The organism is Variovorax sp. W2I14 (assembly GCF_050435205.1).
In the GTDB taxonomy this organism is placed as follows: domain Bacteria; phylum Pseudomonadota; class Gammaproteobacteria; order Burkholderiales; family Burkholderiaceae_C; genus Variovorax; species Variovorax paradoxus_C.
Genome location: NZ_JBNDJX010000001.1, coordinates 4802715 through 4824687, shown reverse-complemented (window position 1 = coordinate 4824687; position 21973 = coordinate 4802715). Strand labels below are relative to the sequence as shown.

The following is a 21973-nucleotide window of genomic DNA, read 5'->3' as shown; positions in this document are numbered from 1 at the left end:
GGCAACATGTAAACAGAAAGTAGATAGGGGGACTGGGGGTTTTTACCAACCGGGTGCATAATCGCCCCCGCTCTGCTCCCACCATGAATCGCCTCGCGTCCATCCTGCCGCCCGCCCAAGTGCTTGTGAGCGTTGACGCTACCAGCAAGAAACGTGCTTTCGAAGAAGCTGGCCTTCTGTTCGAAAGCCTCCATGGCCTGGGGCGCGCCCTCATCACCGACAGCCTCTTTGCGCGCGAGCGCCTCGGTTCCACCGGCCTGGGTCACGGCGTCGCCATTCCGCATGGCCGCATCAAGGGCCTCAAGGCGCCGATGGCCGCGGTGTTCCAGCTGGCGAATCCCATCGGTTTCGACGCTCCCGACGAGCAGCCCGTCGCCCTCCTGATCTTCCTGCTGGTGCCCGAAGCGGCCACGCAGAAGCACCTCGAAATCCTCTCTGAAATCGCCGAACTGCTGAGCGACGCCGGCCTGCGCGAACAGATCAAGTCCAGCACCGACGCCGCCGCACTCCACGGCCTGATCGCCGGCTGGCAATCCACGCAAGTCGCCTGAGCGCATGCGTCGGCGTGCGCGGCTGCTGCTAAGCTGCGCGACACCTCCCCTGTCACTCATCCATCCAATGCCGGCGCCGAGCGCCGCCTTCTGAACGCATGAAGCCGACCGTCATCAGCGCCGATGCCATGTTCGAGGAGTTCCGCGGGTCGCTCCGCTGGGAATGGCTCGCGGGGCTCGGCGCTTCGGAACGCCAGTTCGATCCCGAGGTCATCAGCCGCGCCCAGTCGGCCGCCGACCTGGTCGGTTACCTCAATTACATCCACCCGTATCGCGTGCAGATCCTGGGCGCCCGCGAGGTGGCCTACCTCACGCGCGGCAGCCCCGAAGACTGCGCACGGCGCATTGCCCGCATCGTCACGCTGGAGCCGCCGATGCTGGTGCTGGCCGACGGCCAGGCCGCGCCGGACGAGCTGCTGTCGATCTGCGAGCGTGCCCAGCTGCCGCTTTTTGCCACGCGCGAATCGTCGGCCTTCGTCATCGACCTGCTGCGCGCCTACCTGTCCAAGCACTTCGCCGAGCGCACCTCGATGCACGGCGTGTTCATGGACATCCTGGGCATGGGCGTGATGATCACGGGCGAGTCCGGCCTCGGAAAAAGCGAGCTGGGGCTCGAGCTGATTTCACGCGGCAATGGCCTGGTGGCCGACGATGCGGTCGACCTCTACCGCATCAACCAGAACACCATCGAGGGCCGCTGCCCCGACCTGCTGCTGAACCTGCTGGAAGTGCGCGGCATCGGCCTCCTAGACATCCGCGCGATCTTCGGCGAGACGGCGGTACGCCGGAAGATGCGCCTGAAGCTCATCGTGCACCTGGTGCGGCGCGACAGCTTCGAGCGCGACTACGAGCGCATGCCCTCGGCGCCGCTCACGCAGGACGTGCTGGGCATTCCGGTGCGCAAGGTCATCATCCAGGTGGTGGCAGGGCGCAACATCGCCGTGCTGGTCGAGGCGGCCGTGCGCAATTCGATCCTGCAACTGCGCGGCATCGACACCTATGCGGATTTCGTGGCGCGCCACCACAAGGCGATGGAAAGCGGCCGCGACGGCGACTGACTCGCCGCCGTCTTTACACGGTTCAGCGCTTCTTTACGCAGTCGCCGCAGAGGCCGTAGAGCGACATGGCGTGGTCCTGCAGGATCCAGCCCTTGTCCTTGGAAATCATCTGCTGGCGGCGCTCGATCTCGGCGTCGTAGAACTCCTCGACCTTGCCGCACGAGGTGCAGATCAGGTGGTCGTGGTGCGTGCCTTCGTTGAGTTCGTAGACTGCCTTGCCGCTCTCGAAGTGGCTGCGCTCCAGGATGCCGGCCTGCTCGAACTGCGTGAGCACGCGGTAAACGGTGGCAAGGCCGATGTCGGAATGTTCGTTGAGCAGGACGCGAAACACGTCTTCGGCCGTCATGTGCCGCTGGCTGCCCGTCTGGAAGATTTCCAGAATCTTCAGGCGTGGCAAGGTGGCCTTGAGGCCGGTATTTTTGAGTTCGTCGATATTGGCCATGATGGTTCCTGCGCCCTGTGCCGCGGTCAGGTCCTGAAAAGGCCAGCCGCTACAATGGCCGATCATATCGCTACCCCCTTTTCCTCCCATGCCTGCCATTTTCCAACGCCGTTCCTGGCTGCTGGCTGCTGCCGTCGCCGCGACGCTCTGCCTCGGTGCCTGCAGCGGTTTCAGCGATCGCACGCGTGGCGCGCTGGCCGCGGTCACGCCCTACAAGGTCGAAGTGGTCCAGGGCAATTTCGTGTCGAAGGAGCAGGTCGCGGCGCTCAAGCCCGGCATGTCGCGCCAGCAGGTGCGTGAAATCCTCGGTACTTCGCTGCTGAACGATGTGTTCCATGCCAATCGCTGGGATTACGTATTCACCATCCGCCGCCAGGGCGTCGAACCCCAGGAGCGCCGCCTGACTGTGTTCTTCAACGGCGAGTTGATGGACCGCTTCGTAGGCGACGAGATGCCCAGCGAAGAAGAATTCGTCGCCACGCTCGACACCCGCAAGAAAACCGGCAAGGTGCCTCCGCTCGAGGCCACGGAAGACGAGCTCAAGAAATTCGCTCCGGCCAAGGATCAGAAAGCCGATGCCTCCGCCTCGGCGACGACCGTGCCCCCGCTGCCGGCCGCCTACCCGCCGCTCGAAGCCACGCGCTGAGCGCAACCAGAGCGGGCGGCGCCCGCCGAGTCAGGCGGCGTCCGTCCGGTGTCCTTTTGGTTCCCAGTGGCCTGCGGGCCATTCCGAAGACTGAATCCGCGTGACTGAACCTATCTCTTCCCCTTCCGCTTCTTCTGCCCCGGCGCTGCGCCGCATCGCCATTGCCGGCGCTTCGGGCCGCATGGGCCGCATGCTGATCGAGGCCGTGCGCAATGCGCCCGACTGCCGTCTGGCCGGCGCCCTCGACATCGCCGGCAGCGAAGCCATCGGCGCCGACGCAGCAGCCTTCCTTGGCTTCACGAGCGGCGTGCCCATCGTGGCCGACCTGCGCAAGGGCCTGCAAGACGCGCAGGTGCTCATCGACTTCACCCGCCCCGAAGGCACGCTCGCCCACCTGGCGGTCTGCCGGGAACTCGGCGTGCAGGCCGTCATCGGCACCACCGGCTTCAGCGACGCGCAGAAGGCCGAAATCGCCGAGATCGCGAAAGACGTGGCCATCATGCTGGCCCCGAACATGAGCGTGGGCGTCAACGTCACCTTCAAGCTGCTCGAGATGGCCGCCAAGGCGATGTCGACCGGTTACGACATCGAGATCATCGAAGCCCACCACCGCCACAAGGTCGACGCGCCCTCGGGTACCGCGCTCAAGATGGGCGAAGTGATTGCCGACGCGCTGGGCCGTGATCTCAAGGACTGCGCCGTCTACGCGCGCGAAGGCATCACGGGCGAGCGCGACCCGTCGACCATCGGCTTCTCGGCCATCCGCGGCGGCGACATCGTCGGCGACCACACCGTGCTGTTCGCGGGCATCGGCGAGCGCATCGAGATCACGCACAAGTCGTCGAGCCGCGTGACCTATGCGCAAGGCGCCCTGCGCGCGGTGCGCTTCCTGGCCGAGCAGAAGGCCGGCCTGTTCGACATGTACGACGTGCTCGGTCTCCGTTAAGGCCAACCGTGATGAGCGTCCTCGAACTGCTGACCCATGGCGACAGCGTCAGCCGTTCGGTGGCGGCGCTCTTGCTGGCGATGTCGATCGCGAGCTGGGTCGTGATTCTCTGGAAGGCGTGGCTGCTGCGCGGCGGCACGCGCGATGTGCTGCGCAGCATCGCGGCGTTCTGGCAGTCGGCCACGCTGGCCGATGCCGAGCAGAAGCTCCAGGCCTTCGACCGTGCGGGGCTGGTCTTGCCCGCGGTCGTTGCCATCAAGAATGCAGCGGCCGTCAACGTCAATGGAACGCTGGGCGCCACGGCCGACCGCAACCAGCGCCTCACGCGCGTGCTGCGCGATGCCTTGCACGGCGCATTGCGGCGCCTGCAGGCCGGGCAGATCCTTCTTGCCACTGTCGGCGCCACCGCGCCCTTCGTCGGGTTGCTGGGCACGGTCTGGGGCATCTACGGCGCGCTCGCGGGCATCGCGGGCCAGACCGGCGGCTTCACTATCGACAAGGTGGCAGGCCCCGTCGGCGAAGCGCTCGTCATGACCGCCTTCGGCCTCGCGGTCGCCATTCCGGCCGTGCTGGCTTACAACGTCTTCGGCCGTGTCATCGGCCGCGTCGAAGCCGAGCTCGAAGGCTTCGCGCACGACCTGCTCGGCAGCTTCGGCGAGGCGCCAGCGCCCGCCGCACCGCCGCCCGCGCGGCCGATGCCCGTCTAGGCAGGAGCACTGCACCATGGCCTTCGGACGCACATCGCTAGGCAGCAGCGCCGCAGGCGGCGGGCGTGCGACGGGCGCCGGCGGGCAGCGGCCACTCTCGGATATCAACGTCACGCCGCTGGTCGACGTGATGCTGGTGCTGCTGGTGATCTTCATCATCACGGCGCCGCTGATGGCCAGTTCGATCAAGCTCGACCTGCCGCAGACCGATGCCGGCCAGCCCAACGACACGCCCAAGTTCGTGAGCCTCGCGGTCGATGCATCGGGCAAGGTGTTCCTGAACGACAAGCCCGTGACCGACGAAGAGCTGGCGGCCCAGCTCGAGAAGTCCGCGACGGACAGCAAGGACACCGAAGTGCAACTGCGCGCCGACCAGACCGTGCCTTACGGCAAGGTGGTGGCGCTCATGGGTATTGCGAACAAGGCGGGGCTGAGCCGCATCGGGTTCGTGACAGAGGCCGAAGCGGCCCCCGAAAAGCCGCGCTGAATTTGTCTTGCTCCTTCCCCCTTTGGGGGAAGGTTGGGATGGGGGTGGGCAGAGCGCTCGATGGATGCGCCGCGTGCCCCCACCCCGGCCCTCCCCCGGAAGGGGAGGGAGAAATTCCGGAGACTCAGCCGAGCACCACCGGCTTCGTGTTCCAGATCTCATGCGCGTACTGCGCAATCGTGCGGTCCGACGAAAACGCCCCCATCCCCGCCACATTGAGAATCGCCATCCGCGTCCACGCGTCCGAATCGCGGTAGAGCGCATCGACCTCGGCCTGCTTCGCGACATAGCTCGCGTAGTCGGCCAGCAGCAGGTAGTGGTCGCCCCAGTTCACCAGCGCGTCGTAGATGCCCTGGTAGCGCGACGGCTCGCCCGGCGAGAACGCGCCGCCGCGGATCGCGTCCAGCACGCGCTTCAGGTCCGCGTTCTCCTCGTAGATCTCGCGCGGCTGGTAGCCGCGTGCCCGGATGTCCGCCACCTCCGGCGTCGTGTTGCCGAAGATGAAGATGTTCTCCGGCCCCACGTTCTCGCGCATCTCCACGTTGGCGCCGTCGAGCGTGCCGATGGTGAGCGCGCCGTTCAGCGCGAACTTCATGTTGCCGGTGCCGGATGCTTCCGTGCCCGCGGTCGAGATCTGCTCCGACAGGTCGGCCGCCGGCATGATGATTTCCGCCAGGCTCACGCTGTAGTTCGGCAGGAACACCACCTTCAGCAGCTTGCCCACGCGCGCATCGGCGTTGATGGTGCTCGCCACGTCGTTGATGAGCCGGATCACCAGCTTGGCCATCGCGTACGCCGACGCGGCCTTGCCCGCGAACACCACCACGCGCGGCACGATGTCGAGGGGCGTGCCGGCCGCCTGCGCGTCGAGGATGCGGTGATAGCGCGTCACCACATGCAGCACGTTGAGCAGCTGCCGCTTGTATTCGTGGATGCGCTTGACCTGCACGTCGAACATCGCGTCGGTGTCCAGGTCGATCTTCAGGTGCTCCCCGACCCAGTTGGCCAGCCGCAGCTTGTTCTCGCGCTTGGCGTGGCGGAACGCGCGCACGAACGCGGGTTGCGCGGCCATGGGCTTGAGCGCCTCGAGTTGCGACAGGTCGCGCCGCCAGCCCTTGCCGATGCGCTGGTCGAGCAGCCCGGCCAGCGGCGGGTTGGCCTGCGCCAGCCAGCGTCGCGGCGTGACCCCATTGGTCTTGTTGTTGAAGCGCTCGGGAAAGATCTTGTCGAAGTCCGCAAAGATCGACTGCTTCATCAGTTCCGAATGCAGCCCCGACACGCCGTTGATCGAGTGGCTCGCGAGCACCGCCACATAGGCCATGCGCACGCGCCGCTCGCCCGCTTCGTCCACCAGCGAAAGCCGGCGCATCAACTCCACGTCGTTGCCGACCTTCTGCGTCACGGTGGCAAGGAACTTCGCGTTCATGTCGTAGATGATCTGCAGGTGCCGCGGCAGGATGCGGCCCAGCATTTCCACCGGCCAGGTCTCCAGCGCCTCGTGCATCAGCGTGTGGTTGGTGTAGCTGAACACCTTCTGCGTGTGCGCCCAGGCCTCGTCCCACGCGAGCCCGTGTTCGTCGAGCAAAAGGCGCATGAGCTCGGGCACCGCGAGCACCGGGTGCGTGTCGTTCAGGTGGATGCTGACCTTCTCGGAGAGCTGGTCGAAGGTCTTGTGGCTGCGCAGGTACCGGCGCAGCAGATCCTGCACGCTCGCGCTGCAGAAAAAATACTCCTGGTGCAGCCGCAGCTCGCGGCCCGAGGGCGTGGAGTCGTCGGGGTAGAGCACGCGCGAGACGTTCTCCGACTGGTTCTTGCTTTCCACCGCGCCCATGTAGTTGCCGCGGTTGAACGCCGAAAGGTCGATTTCCTCGGTGGCGCGCGCCGACCAGAGCCGCAGCGTGTTGGTGGCCTGCGTGCCGTAACCCGGGATGATGGTGTCGTAGGCCACGGCCAGCACGTCGTGCGTGTCGACCCAGTCGGCCGCGCCGTAGGGTGCGTTGGTGCCTTCGCGCTTTTGCACATGGCCGCCGAAGCGCACGCGGTAGTTCACCTCGGGCCGCTGGAACTCCCACGGGTTGCCGCGCGTGAGCCAGTAGTCGGGCGTTTCCACCTGCTGGCCATCGACGATGCGCTGGCGGAACATGCCGTATTCGTAGCGGATGCCATAGCCCATGCCGGGCACGCCGAGCGTGGCCATCGAATCGAGGAAGCAGGCGGCGAGCCGCCCGAGCCCGCCGTTGCCGAGCGCCGCATCGGGCTCGCGCTCGGCCAGCGCCGACATGTCGACGCCGAAGTCGGCCAGCGCTTCGCGCACCGTGTCGTAGAGGTCGACCGCGAGCAGCGCGTTGGTGAAGGTGCGCCCGATGAGGAACTCCATCGAGAGGTAATAAACGCGCTTCAAGTCCTGTGCGTAGTTGGCGCGCGTGGTCATCATCCAGCGCTCGACCAGCTGGTCGCGCACGGCTTGCGAGGTGGCGTTGAGCCAGTCGTCCTGGCTGGCGGCGACCGGGTCCTTGCCGACCGCGTAGATCAGCTTGTTGGCCACGGCGCGCTTGAAGGCCGCGACGTCGCGGTCGGGATGGTCGTAGGCAAAGTCTTTGATCGTCATGGTGGGTGGCGTTCTCGGAGTGAGTGGTGTTGTGTCTGCCGTGCGCTGGATCAGGTGGGCGCCAGCGCCTGCCGGTAGACGTCGATGTATTGCGCGGCGGCCGTGGCCCAGTCGGCCGGGCGCCGCATGGCGTTGCCGCGCACGCGGCGCCAGTCGGGCGCGCGCTCGTAGAGGGCGAAGGCGCGGCGCAGCGCGCGTTCGTAGTCGGCTGCGTCGAAGCGGTCGAACACGAAGCCGGTGGCCTCGCCGCTCGCCATGTCTTCCAGCGTGCTGTCGACCACCGTGTCGGCGAGGCCGCCCACGCGGCGCACCAGCGGCAGGCTGCCGTATTTCAGGCCGTACATCTGCGTGAGGCCGCAGGGCTCGAAGAGGGACGGCACGAGCGTCACGTCGCCGCCGCCGAAGAGCTGGTGCGCCAGCGTTTCGTTGTAGCCGATGGTGACGCTGACCGATTGCGCCGCCGCCGCCGCGCGCTGGCGAAAAGCCTCTTCGAGCCATGCTTCGCCGCTGCCCAGCAGCGCGAGCTGGCCGCCTTGGGCGAGCAATGCATCGATGCCGCCGAGCACGAGGTGCAGGCCCTTCTGTTCGGTGAGCCGGCTCACCAGGATGAAGAGCGGCGCGTCCGGCCGCTCGGCCAGGCCGAGCTGATGCTGCAGCACCGCCTTGCAGCGCGCCTTGCCGGCCATGTGGCGGCCTTCGGGCGAGTGATAGCCCTGCACCAGCGCGGTATCGGCGGCCGGATTCCAGACCTTGTCGTCCACCGCGTTGAGGATGCCGGTGAGCGCGCCGCTGCGCTGGCGCAGCAGGCCATCGAGGCCGCAGCCCTGCTCGGGCGTCTGGATCTCGCGCGCGTAGGTCGGGCTCACGGTGGTGATGCGGTCGGCGAAGTACAGGCCGGCCTTCATGAAGGAGACCTGTCCGTGGTATTCGAGCCCGTTCATGTGGAAGGCAGGCGCGGGCAAGCCGAGGTCGGCGAAGTTCCAGGGCGCGGAAATGCCCTGGTAGGCGAGGTTGTGCACGGTGAACACGCTGCCGGCGCGCGTCGAGCCGGCTTCGCGCGCGAAGTGCAGGTAGGCCGGGGCCAGGCCCGCGTGCCAGTCGTGCGCGTGCACGACCTCGGGCTGCCAGGCCGGGTCCAGCCCTTGCGCGAGCTGCGCCGCCGCCCAGCCTAGCAGTGCGAAGCGCCGGTGGTTGTCGCCGTAGGGTTGGCGCGTCGCGTCTTCGTAGGGATTGCCCGGCCGGTCGTACAGCGCTGGCGCATCGATCACGTAGGCGGGTATCGGCGGCGCACCATCGATGGCGATGTGCCCCGCGCGCAGCGCGAAGCGCTCGCTGCCCCAGGGCGCGGTGAGCTCGGCCACCGGCGCCAGGTCGCGCACGCCGGCCACGATGGCCGGAAAACCCGGCAGCAGCACGCGCGCGTCCTGCCCCGCGGCCATGAGCGCGAGGGGCAGGGCGCCGGCGACATCCGCCAGGCCGCCGGTTTTCAGGAGGGGAAAGAGTTCGGCGCTGACCTGGAGGATTCGCATCGTTTGTGGCGGTGACGGCGGCAGCGTCAGGCGGTCAATCGTTTGAGCATTTCGCGGGTGACCAGCACCACGCCGGTCTCGGTGCGCTCGAAGCGGGCCGCATCGGCGGCGGCATCCTCGCCGATCACCATGTCGTCGGGAATCACGCAGCCGCGGTCGATCACCACCTTGCTGAGCCGGGCGCCGCGGCCCACCTCGACATCGGGCAGCAGCACCGCCTCGTTGATCTCGCAGAACGAATGGATGCGCACGCCCGAGAACAGCACCGAGCTGCTCACCTTGGAGCCCGAGACGATGCAGCCGCCCGAGACGATGGTGTTGACCGTCATGCCGTGCTTGCCGTCGCGGTCGAGCACGAACTTGGCCGGGGGCAGTTGCCGCTGGTAGGTCCAGATGGGCCAGTCCGTGTCATAGATGTCGAGTTCGGGGGTGATCGAGGCCAGGTCGAGGTTGGCTGCCCAGAATGCATCAATCGTGCCCACGTCGCGCCAGTAGGCCTTGGCATCGGGACCGCGCGAGGCCCGCGTGACGCACGACATGCCGAAGGGATGCGCCAGCGCGCGGCCCTGCGCCACGGCGCGCGGGATGATGTCCTTTCCGAAGTCGTGGCTCGAATCGGGGTTGGCGGCGTCTTCCTCGAGCAGTTGGTAGAGGTAGTTGGAGTCGAACACGTAGATGCCCATGCTGGCCAGCGCCACGTCGGGGTGGCCCGGCATGGCGGGCGGGTCGGCCGGCTTCTCGAGAAAGGCGGTGATCTGGCGGCCGTCGTCGATGGCCATCACGCCGAACGCGGTGGCCTCCATGCGCGGCACCTCGATGCAGCCCACGGTGCAGCCCAGGCCGCGCTCGGCATGGTCCTTCACCATGATCGAGTAGTCCATCTTGTAGATGTGGTCGCCGGCCAGCACCACCACGTAGTCGTGCTTGGTCGAGCGGGTCTGGATGATGTCCAGGTTCTGGAACACCGCGTCGGCCGTGCCGCGATACCAGTGCTCGTCGCCCACGCGCTGTTGCGCGGGCAGCACGTCGACCATCTCGTTGAGCTCGGCCCTGAGGAAGCTCCAGCCGCGCTGCAGGTGGCGCATGAGCGAGTGCGACTTGTACTGCGTGACCACCGCCATGCGCCGGATGCCCGAATTGAGGCAGTTCGACAAGGCGAAATCGATGATGCGGAATTTGCCGCCGAAGTATACGGCCGGCTTGGCGCGCCGATCGGTCAGCTGCTTGAGGCGCGAGCCGCGGCCGCCGGCCAGCACCAGGGCGATGGTGCGGCGAACCAGTTGATGGGCCTGCAGGGGTTCCTGCGAGGTGGGCGTGCTCAGCTTGTTGTCCATCCTGTGTCTCCGTTCGTTCGTTGGAATTCGGTCATCAGAGTTCTATCGCGAGGCTAGCACCGCGCCGCGTGCATGGCTTCTACGTTCTTGCAACCCGGATGCTCGAGAACGGCACCTCCGCCGCATCGCCGAGTGCCTGGGGCGAGGCGTCGTGGTCGTGCCCCGGATCGGTCGAGAGACAGTGGCGCCAGTTGCCCGGGGACAGCGTGAAATTCACTGTCTCCGCCCCCGCATTGACCAGCACCAGCCATGCGCCCGCGTCCTTGCTCTCCGCGCTTTTGTTGTCGTCGAAGAGGATCGCAAGCGCCGTGCCCGCATGCCAGTCGTGGGGCGTCATCGGCTGGCCGTCGGGGCGCAGCCAGCGGATGGCCGGTGCGCCTTCGGGCGGATCGGCCGGCCACCAGCGCGTGCTGCGCAGCACCGGTGCTTCGCGGCGCAGGGCCGAAAGGCGCGCGACGAAATCGCTCGTGCGCGCCATGTCGCTGGCGGGATCGGACGCGCCGATCCATGCGAGCCAGGTGGTCTCGTCGTCCTGGCAGTAGGCGTTGTTGTTGCCCTGCTGGCTGTGGCCGAGTTCGTCGCCGGCCAGCAGCATCGGCGTGCCTTGGGAGAGCAGCAGCACCGCGAGCAGCGCGCGCTGCAGGCGGCTGCGTTTGGCCAGCACGCCCGCGTCGTCGCTCGGGCCTTCGACCCCGCAGTTGTTGCTCAGGTTGTGGCCGTGTCCATCGCGGTTGTTCTCGCCGTTCGCGAGGTTGTGGCGCTCTTCGTAACTCACGAGGTCGCGCAGCGTGAAGCCGTCGTGCGCGGTGATGAAGTTGACGGTCGCCGTCGGCGCGCGGCCGTGGTGGGCGAACTGCGCGCTGGAGGCGGTGAAGCGGTGCGCGAAATCGCCGAGACCACTTGCGTCGTCGCGCCCCTGCCGCAGCCAGAAGCCGCGCTGCGTGTCGCGGTAGCGGTCGTTCCATTCGAGCCAGCCCGGAGGAAATTCGCCGAGCCGGTAGCCGCCGGGGCCGATGTCCCATGGTTCAGCGATCAGCAGCGTGCGCGAGAGCACCGGGTCTTGCGCGATGGCAGCGAAGAAGGGTGCGCGCGCATCGAACCCTGTTTTCGCATCGCGTCCCAGCACCGGTGCGAGGTCGAAGCGGAAGCCGTCGACGCCCATCTCGCAGGCCCAGAAGCGCAGGCTGTCCATCACGAGTTGCAGCACGCGGGGCTCGCCGAGGTTCAGGCAGTTGCCGGTGCCGGTCCAGTTTTCGTAGAGCGCGCGGTCATCTTCGCGCAGGTGGTAGTACAGGGCGTTGTCGATGCCGCGCATCGAGAGCGTCGGGCCGACCTCGTCGCTCTCGGCGCTGTGGTTGTAGACCACGTCGATCACCAGTTCCATGCCGCGCGCATGCACCGCGTCGGCCATCGCGCGGAACTCGCTCGCGGGCGTGGTGCCGGGGCGGCCGCTCCAGTAGCGCGCTTCGGGCGCGAACCAGCCGATGGTGTTGTAGCCCCAGTAGTTGGAGAGGTTCATGGCGAGCAGGCGCTGTTCGTCGGCGCGGTGCTGCACGGGCATGAGGCTGAGCGTGGTGACGCCCAGGCGCTGCAGATGGTCGAGCATTGCGGGTTCGGCCAGGCCGGCGTAGGTGCCGCGCAGGGGGGCGGGCACGCCGGGGTGCAGGCGGGTCTGGCCGCGGACGTGCAGTTCGTAGAGGACGCGATCTGTTGCCGCGATGCGTGCGTGGCCTGGAGGCGTTGCGTCGCTTCTGCTCGCCGTCGTCACGCGTCCCTTGAGGGCGACTGTTCCGTTGTCGCGGGTGTCGCGTTGATCGGGATTTGCCGGGTCATGGCCTAGGAACAGGTCGCTGCCGTCGTAGTAGCCGACGATTTCTCTTGCGTAGGGGTCGAGCAGCAGCTTGGCGGGGTTGAAGCGGTGGCCTTCGTGGGGTGCCCAGGGGCCGTGGACTCGGTAGCCATAGACCAGGCCTTCGCGGCCGGCTGGGAGCAGGCCGTGCCAGATGCCGTCTGTGCAGGCGGGCAGCCTGAGTCGTTGCTGCTCGTTTTGCCCGGTGCTGTCGAAAAGACAGAGTTCTACGGACTCTGCGGTGGGGGCTGCTATTGCGAAGTTGACGCCTTGAGGTGTCGGGGTTGCGCCCAAGGGGAATGGGGTGCCTGGGCTCAGCATTCTTGTTGCCCTTGAGTTTGTTTTCTTCCCGAGGCCGGGTCTCGCCCCGGCAGGCGACCTACTTTTCTTTGCTTCGCCAAAGAAAGGTAGGCAAAAGAAAGGCGACCCCACTGTCTGCGACCCTTCGCTGCGCTGCGGGCAACCTGCGGTGCTCGCGTTTCGCGGGGTCTCGCAGAACTCGCTTCGCTCAAACAGCTGCGAGCCCTGATCCGCGAACCGCTGCGCTCCTCGGCGCAGCCAGAGGGGGTGGGCACCGAACGGGCCATCGCTTTGCTCGGCTTGCAATTGGGCCTTTGCTTCGCTCGGCCACCGTGCCCCCACCCCGGCCCTCCCCCGGGAGGGGAGGGAGAAAGGCAAGACATGCGCACCGGGCCTGCATTGCTCCTTCCCCTCCCGGGGGAAGGTTGGGATGGGGGCACGACGGCCCTCACTACACGGCAGTGCTTCAACGAGCGCCGCGTGCCCCCACCCCAACCCTCCCCCGTAAGGGGAGGGAGCCAATCCAAGCCGAGCGAAGCGAAGGCCCGAGGGCGCCGCCGAGCGCAGCGATGGCCTGTCGGTCCCCCAAGCCCTTCTGTATGCGCCGAGGAGCGCAGCGTTTCGCGGATCAGGGCTCGCCCTTGTTTGAGCGAAGCGAGTTTGGGCGAGACCCCGCGAAACGCGAGCACCGCAGGTTGCCCGCAGCGAAGCGGAGGGTCGCAGACAGCAGGGTCGCCTTTTCTTTGCTTACGTTCTTTTGGCGAAGCAAAAGAAAGTAAGTCGCCCGCCGGGGCGAGACCCGGCCTCGGGAAAAAAAACGATTCCAGACCCATCAAACCAACACCCACATCACAGTAGCCAGCGGCGGCACGCTGACAACAATCGAATCCGCCTTCCCATGCCAGGCGGTAGGAGCACTTTCGACAATCCCGTTCCCCACACCACTCCCGCCATACACCGCACCATCCGTATTGATGATCTCCCGGTAAGCCCCCGCAACAGGAACCCCCAGCCGATACGCATGCCGAGGCAATGGCGTGAAGTTGCAAACGACAACAACAAACGCCCCGTCCCGCGCACGACGAACAAACGCAAACACCGACTGATCCGCATCGTCATGCACGATCCACTCGAACCCCGCCGAGTCGTTGTCCAGCTCATGCAACGCCGGAAAGTGCCGATACACGTTGTTCAGATCGCGTACCAACCGCCGCACCCCTTGATGCGACGCATGCTCCAGCAGATGCCAGTCCAGGCTGCGATCCGCATTCCACTCGGCGACCTGCGCGAACTCGCCTCCCATGAACAACAACTTCTTCCCCGGATATCCCCAGAGGTATCCATACAGGTTGCGCAATCCAGCGAACTTCTGCCACTCGTCGCCCGGCATCCGCCCGATCATCGACCCCTTGCCGTGCACCACTTCATCGTGCGAGAGCGGCAGCACGAAGTTCTCGGTGTGCGCGTACATCAGACCGAAGGTGATCTGCTGGTGATGGTGCTTGCGGTAGACCGGGTCGGTGCCGGCATACGCGAGCGTGTCGTTCATCCAGCCCATGTTCCATTTGTAGTGAAAGCCCAGCCCGCCGTTTTCCGGCGGCCGCGTCACGCCTGGAAAGCTCGTCGATTCCTCGGCCAGCGTCACCGCGCCGGGCCGCTCGATGCCCACCACGCGGTTCATGCGGCGAAGGAAATCGATGGCCTCCAGGTTCTCGCGGCCACCTTGCGCATTCGGCACCCACTCGCCGGCCTTGCGGCTGTAGTCGCGATACAGCATCGACGCCACCGCATCGACCCGCAGGCCGTCCACGCCATAGCGCTCCAGCCAGTACAGCGCATTGCCGACCAGGTAGTTGCGCACCTCCGTGCGCGCGAAGTTGAAGATCAGCGTCTGCCAGTCATTGTGAAAGCCCTCGCGCGGATCGGCGTACTCGTACAGCGCCGTGCCGTCGAAGTTGCCAAGGCCGTGCGCATCGGTCGGAAAGTGCGCTGGCACCCAGTCGAGGATCACGCCCAGCCCCGCCGCGTGCGCGGCCTCCACGAAATGCCGAAAGTCGCCCGGCGTGCCGAAGCGCGAGGTCGGCGCGTAGAGCCCGATCGGCTGGTAGCCCCACGAGCCGTCGAACGGGTGCTCGCTGATCGGCAGCAATTCGATGTGCGTGAAGCCCATGTCGCGCACGTAGGGCACCAGCGTGTCGGCCAGTTCGCGGTAGTCGAGCCATTCTTGGCCGTTGTTCTTGCGCCGCCACGAGCCCAGGTGCACTTCGTAGATGCTGACCGGCGCATGGCGCTCGTTAGCCTCGGCACGACCTTCGGGCATCTTCACCGCGGCCGGCAGCGGCGCCACCACGCAGGCGGTCTCGGGCCGCAGGCGCGAGGAGAACGCGAACGGGTCGGCCTTGCGCAGCACCTCGCCCTTGGCCGAAAGAATCTCGAACTCGTAGCTGTCGCCGGTCGCCACGTGCGGTGCGAAGATTTCCCACACGCCGCATTCGCGGCGCAGCCGCATCATGTGGCGCCGGCCGTCCCAGTTGTTGAAGTCACCGACCACCGAGACCCGGCGCGCGTTCGGCGCCCAGACCGCGAAGGCCACGCCCTTCACGCCATCGATCTCGCGCAGGTGCGCGCCCAGCCGCTCCCAGGGCCGCAGGTGCGTGCCCTCGGCCAGCAGCCACACATCGGTTTCGCCGAGCACGAACGGAAAACGGTACGGGTCCTCGAGCCGCGAGGTGTGCGACTCCCAATCGACCTGGAACGAATAGCCCAGGCGCGCTTCCGCAGCCGGCACCAGCCCACTGAACAGGTCGGAGCCCTCGTGCCGCGTGAGCATCGCCAGCGGCCAGCCGGTGCGCGAGTGCATCACCGCCACGCTGTGAGCGCCGGGCATCAGCGCGCGCACTTCCAGCCCCTCGCGCGTTTCGTGCGGCCCGAGCACGGCAAAGGGATCGCCGTGTTCGGCGCGCATCAGTGCGCGGATTTCGGAGGCGGGCAGGGACTTCGGTGGCATGGCGTTCAGCTGTGTCCTTCTTCTTCGTTGGCGGGTGTTCCGAAAAAGACGCCGTAGGGCGCCAGTGCCAGCATGCGCTTTTCGTTATTGCCCCGCACGCTGGCGGTCGCGGCGAGCGGATGGCCCTGCAGCGGCGCCAACGCCTCAGGCAGCGAGATCGACACGGGCTCGCTCCCCATGTTGAAGATCGCCTGCAGCGATTGGTTCCCGTCGCGCCGCTCGAACCACAGCACGGGCTCGGGCGCATCGAAGAACACGATGCCGCCGGTGCGCAGAAGCGGCTGCGTGCGACGCCAGTGCAACAGCGCACGGCTGAAGGCCAGCATCGAGCCCGGGTCGTCGGCCTGGTTGTCGATGGCCAGCGGTAGGTGCGGGCCGTACACGGGCAGCCACGGCGTGCCGGTGGTGAAGCCGCCGTGCGGCGCATCGGCCTGCCACGGGATCGGGGTGCGGCAGCCATCGCGGCCCTTGAACTCGGGCCAGAAGGTGCGGCCGTAGGGGTCTTGCAGCAGTTCGAAGGGCACCTCGGCTTCGGGCAAGCCGAGCTCCTCGCCCTGGTAGATGCTGGCGCTGCCGCGCAGCGCGAGCAGCAAGGCGAGCCAGAGGCGGTCGCGGCGCGTGTCGGGCGGCGCGCCATCGCTCCAGCGCGTGGCCACGCGCGGCACGTCGTGGTTCGACACCGCCCAGCAGCCCCAGCCGCTTGTGGGCGCCAGCGCCTGGTCGAGCGCTTCGACCTGATGGCGCAGATGTTTGGCGCTGTGCTCCGCCGTCAGCAGGCTGAAGCTGTAGGCCAGGTGCAGGCGCTTGCCCAGTTCGGTGTACTGCGCCATGACGGGCGGCGCGTTCTCGTCGCCGACCTCGCCCAGAGCCACCGCACCGTAGCCGTCGAGCAGCTGGCGCAGGCGCTCGAGGAACACCAGGTTCTCCTGCTGGCTCTTGTCGTACAGGTGCTGCTGCATCGCATACGGGTTGTCGGCGCGCACCGTGCTGACTTCGTCGATCGACGCGAGCGAGGCCGGCGGGTTGTCGCGCAGCAATGCGTCGTGGAACTGGTGGTTGCAGGCGTCGAAGCGGAAGCCGTCCACGCCGCGCTCGCACCAGAAGCGCACCTCGCCGAGCAGCGCGTCTTGCACCTCGGTGCAATGGAAGTTGAGGTCGGGCTGTTCGGTGAGAAAGCTGTGCAGGTAATACTGCCTGCGGCGCGAATCCCACTGCCATGCGGAGCCGCCGAAGACCGAGAGCCAGTTGGTGGGCGGCGTGCCGTCGGGCTTGGGGTCGGCCCAGACGTACCAGTCGGCCTTCGGGTTGTCGCGGCTCGAGCGGCTCTCGGCGAACCAGGCGTGCTGGTCGGAGGTGTGCGAGAGCACCTGGTCGATGATGAGCTTCAACCCCAGCGCATGCATGCGCGCGAGCATGGCGTCGAAGTCGGCGAGCGTGCCGAAGAGCGGATCGACCGCGCGGTAGTCGGACACGTCGTAGCCGAAATCCTTCATCGGCGAGCGGAAGAAAGGCGAGACCCAGATCGCATCGACGCCCAGGCCGGCCACATGGTCGAGCCGGGCCGTGATGCCGGGCAGGTCGCCGATGCCGTCGCCATTGCTGTCCATGAAGCTGCGCGGGTAGATCTGGTAGATCACCGCGCCGCGCCACCATTCGCTGTTGCTGCTATTGATGCTGCTGCCCATGCCTGCCCCTGTGGTCGGAATTCATTGTGGCATGCGAAATCCGGGCCAGTCATACGCACTTGCGGGCCGCCGGTCGCGATTCGCCGGGCCGCGAAGCTTTCTACACTGGGCGCTGTTTCCGGCTCTCCCAAATGACGACCTCAGATCCCGTTTCATCCCTCGCCGCGCTCGAGGCGCGGCTCGCCCAGGACCTCGACTACCTCGGCTTTCCCGGCCGCCAATGGATGCCCGTGCGGCAGAAGGACGGCGAGGCGATGCTCGACGTGGCCGTCATCGGCGGCGGGCAGGCCGGCCTCGCGGCCTCGGTGGCGCTGGCGCAGCAGGGCATCCGCGCCGTAATCTTCGACAGGTCGCCCGTCGGCAAGGAAGGCCCGTGGGCCACCACCGCGCGCATGGAAACGCTGCGCTCGCCCAAGGAACTCACCGGCCCCGCTCTCGGCCTGCCGTCGCTCACCTTCCGCGCGTGGTTCGAAGCGCAGTTCGGGCGCGAAGCGTGGGCGGCGATGGACAAGATCCCGCGCCTGCAGTGGATGGACTATCTCGCCTGGTACCGCCGCGTGATGAACGTGGACGTGCGCAACGACACTGCGGTCACCGGCATCCACCCGCTGCCCGATGGCACGGCGGTGCGGCTCGATCTGCGCACGCCGGCCGGCGTCGGTCGCGTGTTCGCGCGCCGCGTCGTGCTGGCCACCGGCCGCGACGGCCTCGGCGGCCCGGCGGTTCCGGCGTTCGTCAACGCGCTGCCGCGTTCGCAATGGGCGCACTCGTCCGACGACATGGACTACGGCCAGCTCGCCGGCCTGCGCGTCGGCGTGGTCGGCGCGGGCTCTTCGGCGATGGACAGCGCCGCCACCGCCCTGGAGGCGGGCGCGCGCAGCGTCGAGTTCCTGATCCGCCGCCCCGACCTGCCGCGCGTCAACAAGGGCAAGGGCGCTGGCGTGCCGGGGCTCACGCAGGGGCACTTCGACCTGTCGGACGAGCGCAAGTGGCGCATCCGCCACTACATCAACGTGGCGAACGTGCCGCCGCCGCACGGAAGCACGCTGCGGGTATCGGCATTTCCGAATGCGTTCTTCAACTTCGGCTGCCCGATTCTTTCGGTGGCGCCGCAAGGCGACTCGATGCGCGTCTCGACGCCCAAGGGCGATTTCGAATTCGATTTCCTGATCGTCTCGACCGGGTTCAAGGTCGATTGGCCGAACCGCCCCGAGTTCGATGCCATCGCTTCGCACATCCGGACGTGGAAGGACCGCTTCGTGCCCGCGCCCGGCGACGAAGACCAGGAGCTGGCCGACTCACCCGACCTCGGCCCGGTCTTCGAGTTCAAGGAGCGCGTGCCGGGCGAGTGCCAGGGGCTCGAACGCATCCATTGCTTTTGCTACCCCGCGGCGCTCTCGCATGGCACGGTGTCGGGCGACATTCCCGCGATCAGCGATGGCGCCAAGCGGCTGGCGAGCGGCATCGCGAGCCTGTTCTATCGCGAGGATTTCGATCACCACTTCGCCAACCTCGAGGCCTACAGCGAGCCCGAGCTGTTCGGCGACGAATGGACGCCCGCGCCGCCGCCCGGCGAGCGCAGCTGAACCTTCTGTTTCAAGGACTCCCTGCATGACGAATCTTTCCGTGGCGCTGCCGGCCATCGACGTGGTCGATGACGCCGTGCCCCTCGCCCCGAACCAGTCGATCTGGGCGCTGCGGCGGCGGCGCGACAAGGTCGTGGCGGCCACCCAGAGCAGCTACGACGCGATGTTCTCGCACGCGGTCGAGGGCCTGACCCGCACCGAGCGTTTGCTGGTGGCGCTGCATGCCTGCCGCGTCTCGCACGCGCCGAACCTCGCCGCGCGCTACCGCGAGGAACTGGCGGCCGAGAAAGCCGATGCCGCGGTGGCCGATGCGGTGGAGCGCGGCGACATTGCCTCGCTTGCCGATGCGCGCCTCCGCGCAATGCTGGACTTCGCGGGCAAGCTCATCGCGCGCCCGATCGAAGGCGACCGCGCGGCCATCGAGGCGCTGGCGGCCCACGGGCTGTCGACGCCCGCGCTCGTGGCATTGAGCCAGCTGATTGCCTTTCTTTCCTACCAGGTCCGCCTCGTCGCCGGCCTCAAGGCGCTGGCCGCCGCGGAGGCTTCGGCATGACGCTCCCGATCCGCATCAAGGGCTTCACCAACGAGGTGCTCAAGTGGAAGCCGTGGCTCGACATGGTGAACGTCGACACCGCCGCGCCGGCCCAACTGGCCGCGCTGGACGAGATGAGCCCGCAGGCGCGCAGCTCGCCGTATTTCCTGGTGCTCGCGCATCAGCCCGAGATCTTGCTGCAGCGCTCCATCGCCTTCAACGCGATCATGTTTGCGCCCGGCGGCATGCCGCGTGCCGAGCGCGAGCTGGGCGCCACGGTGGAGTCGCGCGTCAACGGCTGCGTGTACTGCGCGTCGGTGCATGCGCAGCGCTTCGAGCAACTGGCCAAGCGCAGCGACGTGATCGCGCAGGTGTTCGAGGAGCCGGCGTCGGCGGGAACCACGCCGCGCGAGAAGGCCATCGTCGCGTTCTCGATCAAGCTGGGCGCCGAGCCGGACAAGGTCTCGGCCGAGGACATCCGGGCGCTGAAGGAGGTCGGGCTGGAGGAACTGGAAATCCTCGACTTGGTCCATTCGGTGGCCCTGTTCGCCTGGGCCAACCGGCTGATGCTTAACCTGGGCGAGCCGGTCTTTCCCGCGGACGGGTCATAGGCGCGCGAGCAGGCCGGCGACGGTTTCGCGCTCCAGGCCGAGCGGCCCCAGCAGGTCGTTCTGCGCGCGGAAGTCGATGCCGTTGACCAGCGAGGCGGCATCCACGATGGTGCGCGTCGCGGGGGTTGGCACCCCGGCGATCCGCCCCAGCGCCTCCACGAAGGCCAGCCCGTAGGGCATGTCCTCGGTCACGTAGCGGGTGTCGGTGCGCACCGGCCCGGGCGGGCCGCCGCGCTTGGCGTGCAGCTCGGCCGCGATGTCCTCGAGCCGCGCCGACGCGGTGCCGAAGGAGCGCGCGAAGTGCTCCTCGATGGGGCCGAGCGCGATGCCGAAGGCCTGCGCCACGGCGCGGCGCTCCAGATCGAGCGCCTCGATGGCGCGCGACACGCCGGGTGTCATGCAGTGGTACTGCGGCCAGTTCTCGGCGCGCTCGATGCGGGTCCAGTTGAAGATCGCGAGCGGGCCGTGGGACTGCGGGTTGACGTTGGCGAGCGCGCTCGCGAGCACGCTGTCCTGCGGGAAGAAGCCGTCGCCGAACAGCGCGGTGCAGAGGGCGACGGCCTCGGCGACGTTCGCGCCCGGAAGCGCCGACACGCCGACGGCCTTGCGCCGCGTCATCACCCTGACCTGCGTGCCCGATTCGCGGCGCGCGGTCAGCACGGTCGTGCCGAAGCTCGCGACCGTCACCTGCTTGCCGGCGCGCCGCGCGGCTTCGTGAAGATAAAGAGACGAGAGCGAGGCCATCGAGCTGACGATCACGGTCTGGCCATCGCGCAGGGAGGGCAGGAGCGCGTCCATCACCTGCTTGTGTCCGTTGACCGGCAGGGCGAGCAGCAGCACATCGGAGGCGTGGCAGAGCTGGGCCGCATCGTCGGCGACTTCGACCGTCACGGTGCAGGGCTGCACGCCGCCGGCTTCCAGCGGCTGGGTGCGCAGCGTCTCGGCGCCCCGGCCGCCCGGCGACCAGAGCGTGACGCCGTGGCCCGCCTGGCGCAGCCATGCGGCGCTGGCCAGCGCGATGGCGCCGGTGCCTGCGATGCCGACGCGGTACTTTCCTGCGGAAACCTCAGTCAACCTTGATCCCGCCCTGCTTGATCACCTTGGCCCAGCGCTGGCTGTCTTCCGTCACAACCTTGCCGAGCGCCGCCGCATTGCCGCAGGTGTTGACCGCGCCCAGTTGGGCAAAGCGCTGCTTCGTCTCGGGCAGGTTGCACACCTCGACCAGCGCGGCGGAGAGCTTGTCGAGGGCCGCGGCCGGCATGCGCGCGGGCGCCATCACGCCGACCCAGACCGGCACTTCCATGCCCGCGAGGCCCGTGGCCTCGCCCACGGTCGGCGCCGTGCCCATGCTGGGCAGCGCCGCACGCGAGAAGGTGCCGAGCACGCGCGCCTTGCCGGTCGCGACCATGGGCTCGATCGAGGCGACGCTGGTGACGATCGTCGCGACCTGCCCGCCCAGGAGGTCGGTCAATGCCGGCGCCGCGCCGCGATAAGGCACGTGCAGCAGGTTCACGCCGCCCGCCTGCGCCAGCAGCGCGCCGGTGAGGTGCGACACGGTGCCGTTGCCGGTCGAGGCGTAGGTGACCTGGCCCGGCCGCGTCTTGGCGTCGCGCAGCACGTCGGCGATGGTCTTGTAGGGGCTCTCGGCGCGCACGGACAGCGTCATCGGCGTGTCGGCGACCAGCGCCACGGGCACCAGTTCGTGCACCGGGTCATAGGGCAGCTTGGATTGCAGGTGGGGCGCGATGGTGACTGCGCCGCCGGTGGCCAGCAGCACGGTGGCTCCGTCGGTCGCCTTGGCCACCGCATCGGCGGCGACGATGCCGCCGGCGCCGGCCTTGTTGTCGATGATCACCGGCGTGCCGAGCCTGTCGGTGAGCTTGGCGCCCAGGTAGCGGGCGATGACGTCCTGCGCGCCGCCAGGGGCGAAGGGGACGACGATGCGCAAGGGCTTGTCGTGGGCCGGCTGCGCCCACGAAGGCAGGGTGGCGAGGCAGGCGGCAAGGCCCAGGGCCAGGGGTTTCCAGAGCAGTTTCATGGCGTTCAGGCAGTACGAAAGCAGACGTTACCCAGGCAACATGCAGGTTGCGTGCCC

Annotated in this window: 18 protein-coding genes; 9 read left to right on the top strand and 9 right to left on the bottom strand. The window is 67.7% G+C overall.

What is annotated here, in order from left to right; all coding sequences use genetic code 11:
• Positions 1-83: 83 nt before the first annotated feature.
• Together QF040_RS22565 and hprK are read left to right on the top strand one after the other, a co-directional pair.
• The gene (locus QF040_RS22565; RefSeq protein ID WP_042581318.1) at positions 84-551 is read left to right on the top strand and encodes a PTS sugar transporter subunit IIA; all 468 of its coding nucleotides are present in this window, start codon (positions 84-86) and stop codon (positions 549-551) included.
• A gap of 98 nt (positions 552-649) precedes the next feature.
• A complete protein-coding gene (gene hprK, locus QF040_RS22560) occupies positions 650-1609 on the top strand; it encodes an HPr(Ser) kinase/phosphatase (RefSeq protein WP_429612898.1) in 960 nt (319 codons plus the stop codon).
• A 22-nt stretch (positions 1610-1631) separates the two neighbouring features.
• Here the strand turns inward: hprK and fur are convergent, their stop codons facing one another.
• Complete coding sequence (fur, locus tag QF040_RS22555; protein WP_013538901.1) at positions 1632-2051, bottom strand: ferric iron uptake transcriptional regulator; 420 nt, start codon at positions 2049-2051, stop codon at positions 1632-1634.
• Positions 2052-2139: 88 nt separating this feature from the next.
• Here fur and QF040_RS22550 point away from each other — a divergent pair, with 88 nt between their 5' ends.
• The 4 genes from QF040_RS22550 to QF040_RS22535 all read left to right on the top strand — a co-directional run bounded on the left by QF040_RS22550 (position 2140) and on the right by QF040_RS22535 (position 4837).
• Positions 2140-2697, top strand: a complete 558-nt coding sequence (locus QF040_RS22550) for an outer membrane protein assembly factor BamE (RefSeq protein WP_429612897.1) — start codon at positions 2140-2142, stop codon at positions 2695-2697.
• A 100-nt stretch (positions 2698-2797) separates the two neighbouring features.
• Positions 2798-3643 (top strand): 4-hydroxy-tetrahydrodipicolinate reductase, encoded by an 846-nt coding sequence (gene dapB / locus QF040_RS22545; RefSeq protein WP_429612896.1) that lies wholly within the window; start codon positions 2798-2800, stop codon positions 3641-3643.
• 11 nt (positions 3644-3654) lie between these two features.
• On the top strand, positions 3655-4350 hold the full coding sequence (locus tag QF040_RS22540) for a MotA/TolQ/ExbB proton channel family protein (RefSeq protein WP_429612895.1): 696 nt from the start codon (positions 3655-3657) through the stop codon (positions 4348-4350).
• A 16-nt stretch (positions 4351-4366) separates the two neighbouring features.
• Positions 4367-4837 carry an ExbD/TolR family protein gene (locus QF040_RS22535; RefSeq protein ID WP_429612894.1) on the top strand — a complete coding sequence of 157 codons (471 nt, stop codon included), beginning with the start codon at positions 4367-4369 and terminating at the stop codon, positions 4835-4837.
• Between the two features lie 124 nt (positions 4838-4961).
• On the opposite strand, the gene QF040_RS22530 is transcribed toward QF040_RS22535, so the two are convergent.
• The 6 genes from QF040_RS22530 to QF040_RS22505 all read right to left on the bottom strand — a co-directional run bounded on the left by QF040_RS22530 (position 4962) and on the right by QF040_RS22505 (position 17149).
• The gene (locus QF040_RS22530) at positions 4962-7445 is read right to left on the bottom strand and encodes a glycogen/starch/alpha-glucan phosphorylase (RefSeq protein WP_429612893.1); all 2484 of its coding nucleotides are present in this window, start codon (positions 7443-7445) and stop codon (positions 4962-4964) included.
• A 50-nt stretch (positions 7446-7495) separates the two neighbouring features.
• Positions 7496-8974, bottom strand: a complete 1479-nt coding sequence (glgA, locus tag QF040_RS22525) for a glycogen synthase GlgA (protein WP_429612892.1) — start codon at positions 8972-8974, stop codon at positions 7496-7498.
• A gap of 26 nt (positions 8975-9000) precedes the next feature.
• Entirely contained in the window at positions 9001-10308 is a 1308-nt protein-coding gene (glgC, locus tag QF040_RS22520; protein WP_306881121.1) for a glucose-1-phosphate adenylyltransferase, read from the bottom strand.
• A 79-nt stretch (positions 10309-10387) separates the two neighbouring features.
• The gene (gene glgX, locus QF040_RS22515; protein WP_429612891.1) at positions 10388-12478 is read right to left on the bottom strand and encodes a glycogen debranching protein GlgX; all 2091 of its coding nucleotides are present in this window, start codon (positions 12476-12478) and stop codon (positions 10388-10390) included.
• An 811-nt stretch (positions 12479-13289) separates the two neighbouring features.
• Positions 13290-15464, bottom strand: coding sequence for a 1,4-alpha-glucan branching protein GlgB (gene glgB, locus QF040_RS22510; RefSeq protein WP_429612890.1), 2175 nt, complete (start codon positions 15462-15464; stop codon positions 13290-13292).
• Between the two features lie 5 nt (positions 15465-15469).
• Positions 15470-17149 (bottom strand): alpha-amylase family glycosyl hydrolase, encoded by a 1680-nt coding sequence (locus QF040_RS22505; RefSeq protein ID WP_429612889.1) that lies wholly within the window; start codon positions 17147-17149, stop codon positions 15470-15472.
• A 131-nt stretch (positions 17150-17280) separates the two neighbouring features.
• On the opposite strand from QF040_RS22505, the gene QF040_RS22500 reads away from it, so the two are divergent.
• The 3 genes from QF040_RS22500 to QF040_RS22490 are packed head-to-tail and all read left to right on the top strand — an operon-like array spanning position 17281 to position 19878.
• Positions 17281-18735 carry an NAD(P)-binding domain-containing protein gene (locus QF040_RS22500; RefSeq protein WP_429612888.1) on the top strand — a complete coding sequence of 485 codons (1455 nt, stop codon included), beginning with the start codon at positions 17281-17283 and terminating at the stop codon, positions 18733-18735.
• A gap of 25 nt (positions 18736-18760) precedes the next feature.
• Positions 18761-19288, top strand: a complete 528-nt coding sequence (locus QF040_RS22495) for a CMD domain-containing protein (RefSeq protein ID WP_429612887.1) — start codon at positions 18761-18763, stop codon at positions 19286-19288.
• The gene (locus QF040_RS22490; RefSeq protein ID WP_429612886.1) at positions 19285-19878 is read left to right on the top strand and encodes a peroxidase-related enzyme; all 594 of its coding nucleotides are present in this window, start codon (positions 19285-19287) and stop codon (positions 19876-19878) included. Before QF040_RS22495 ends, QF040_RS22490 begins: the two co-directional genes overlap by 4 nt.
• On the opposite strand, the gene QF040_RS22485 is transcribed toward QF040_RS22490, so the two are convergent.
• Both QF040_RS22485 and QF040_RS22480 read right to left on the bottom strand, forming a co-directional pair.
• Positions 19873-20952 carry an NAD/NADP octopine/nopaline dehydrogenase family protein gene (locus tag QF040_RS22485; RefSeq protein ID WP_429612885.1) on the bottom strand — a complete coding sequence of 360 codons (1080 nt, stop codon included), beginning with the start codon at positions 20950-20952 and terminating at the stop codon, positions 19873-19875. The two genes, QF040_RS22490 and QF040_RS22485, sit on opposite strands and share 6 nt — an antisense overlap.
• Complete coding sequence (locus tag QF040_RS22480; RefSeq protein ID WP_429612884.1) at positions 20945-21916, bottom strand: Bug family tripartite tricarboxylate transporter substrate binding protein; 972 nt, start codon at positions 21914-21916, stop codon at positions 20945-20947. The genes QF040_RS22485 and QF040_RS22480 overlap by 8 nt, the downstream gene beginning before the upstream one ends.
• Positions 21917-21973 lie beyond the last annotated feature (57 nt).

Excerpts from the sequence above, each read along its gene's own strand:
- QF040_RS22490 (WP_429612886.1), top strand. The coding sequence starts at position 19,285 with ATGACGCTCCCGATCCGCATCAAGGGCTTCACCAACGAGGTGCTCAAG.
- fur (WP_013538901.1), bottom strand. The coding sequence starts at position 2,051 with ATGGCCAATATCGACGAACTCAAAAATACCGGCCTCAAGGCCACCTTG.
- QF040_RS22540 (WP_429612895.1), top strand. The coding sequence starts at position 3,655 with ATGAGCGTCCTCGAACTGCTGACCCATGGCGACAGCGTCAGCCGTTCG.
- QF040_RS22505 (WP_429612889.1), bottom strand. The coding sequence starts at position 17,149 with ATGGGCAGCAGCATCAATAGCAGCAACAGCGAATGGTGGCGCGGCGCG.
- hprK (WP_429612898.1), top strand. The coding sequence starts at position 650 with ATGAAGCCGACCGTCATCAGCGCCGATGCCATGTTCGAGGAGTTCCGC.
- QF040_RS22550 (WP_429612897.1), top strand. The coding sequence starts at position 2,140 with ATGCCTGCCATTTTCCAACGCCGTTCCTGGCTGCTGGCTGCTGCCGTC.
- QF040_RS22500 (WP_429612888.1), top strand. The coding sequence starts at position 17,281 with ATGACGACCTCAGATCCCGTTTCATCCCTCGCCGCGCTCGAGGCGCGG.
- QF040_RS22495 (WP_429612887.1), top strand. The coding sequence starts at position 18,761 with ATGACGAATCTTTCCGTGGCGCTGCCGGCCATCGACGTGGTCGATGAC.
- QF040_RS22530 (WP_429612893.1), bottom strand. The coding sequence starts at position 7,445 with ATGACGATCAAAGACTTTGCCTACGACCATCCCGACCGCGACGTCGCG.
- QF040_RS22565 (WP_042581318.1), top strand. The coding sequence starts at position 84 with ATGAATCGCCTCGCGTCCATCCTGCCGCCCGCCCAAGTGCTTGTGAGC.
- QF040_RS22535 (WP_429612894.1), top strand. The coding sequence starts at position 4,367 with ATGGCCTTCGGACGCACATCGCTAGGCAGCAGCGCCGCAGGCGGCGGG.
- QF040_RS22480 (WP_429612884.1), bottom strand. The coding sequence starts at position 21,916 with ATGAAACTGCTCTGGAAACCCCTGGCCCTGGGCCTTGCCGCCTGCCTC.
- glgA (WP_429612892.1), bottom strand. The coding sequence starts at position 8,974 with ATGCGAATCCTCCAGGTCAGCGCCGAACTCTTTCCCCTCCTGAAAACC.
- glgX (WP_429612891.1), bottom strand. The coding sequence starts at position 12,478 with ATGCTGAGCCCAGGCACCCCATTCCCCTTGGGCGCAACCCCGACACCT.
- glgB (WP_429612890.1), bottom strand. The coding sequence starts at position 15,464 with ATGCCACCGAAGTCCCTGCCCGCCTCCGAAATCCGCGCACTGATGCGC.
- glgC (WP_306881121.1), bottom strand. The coding sequence starts at position 10,308 with ATGGACAACAAGCTGAGCACGCCCACCTCGCAGGAACCCCTGCAGGCC.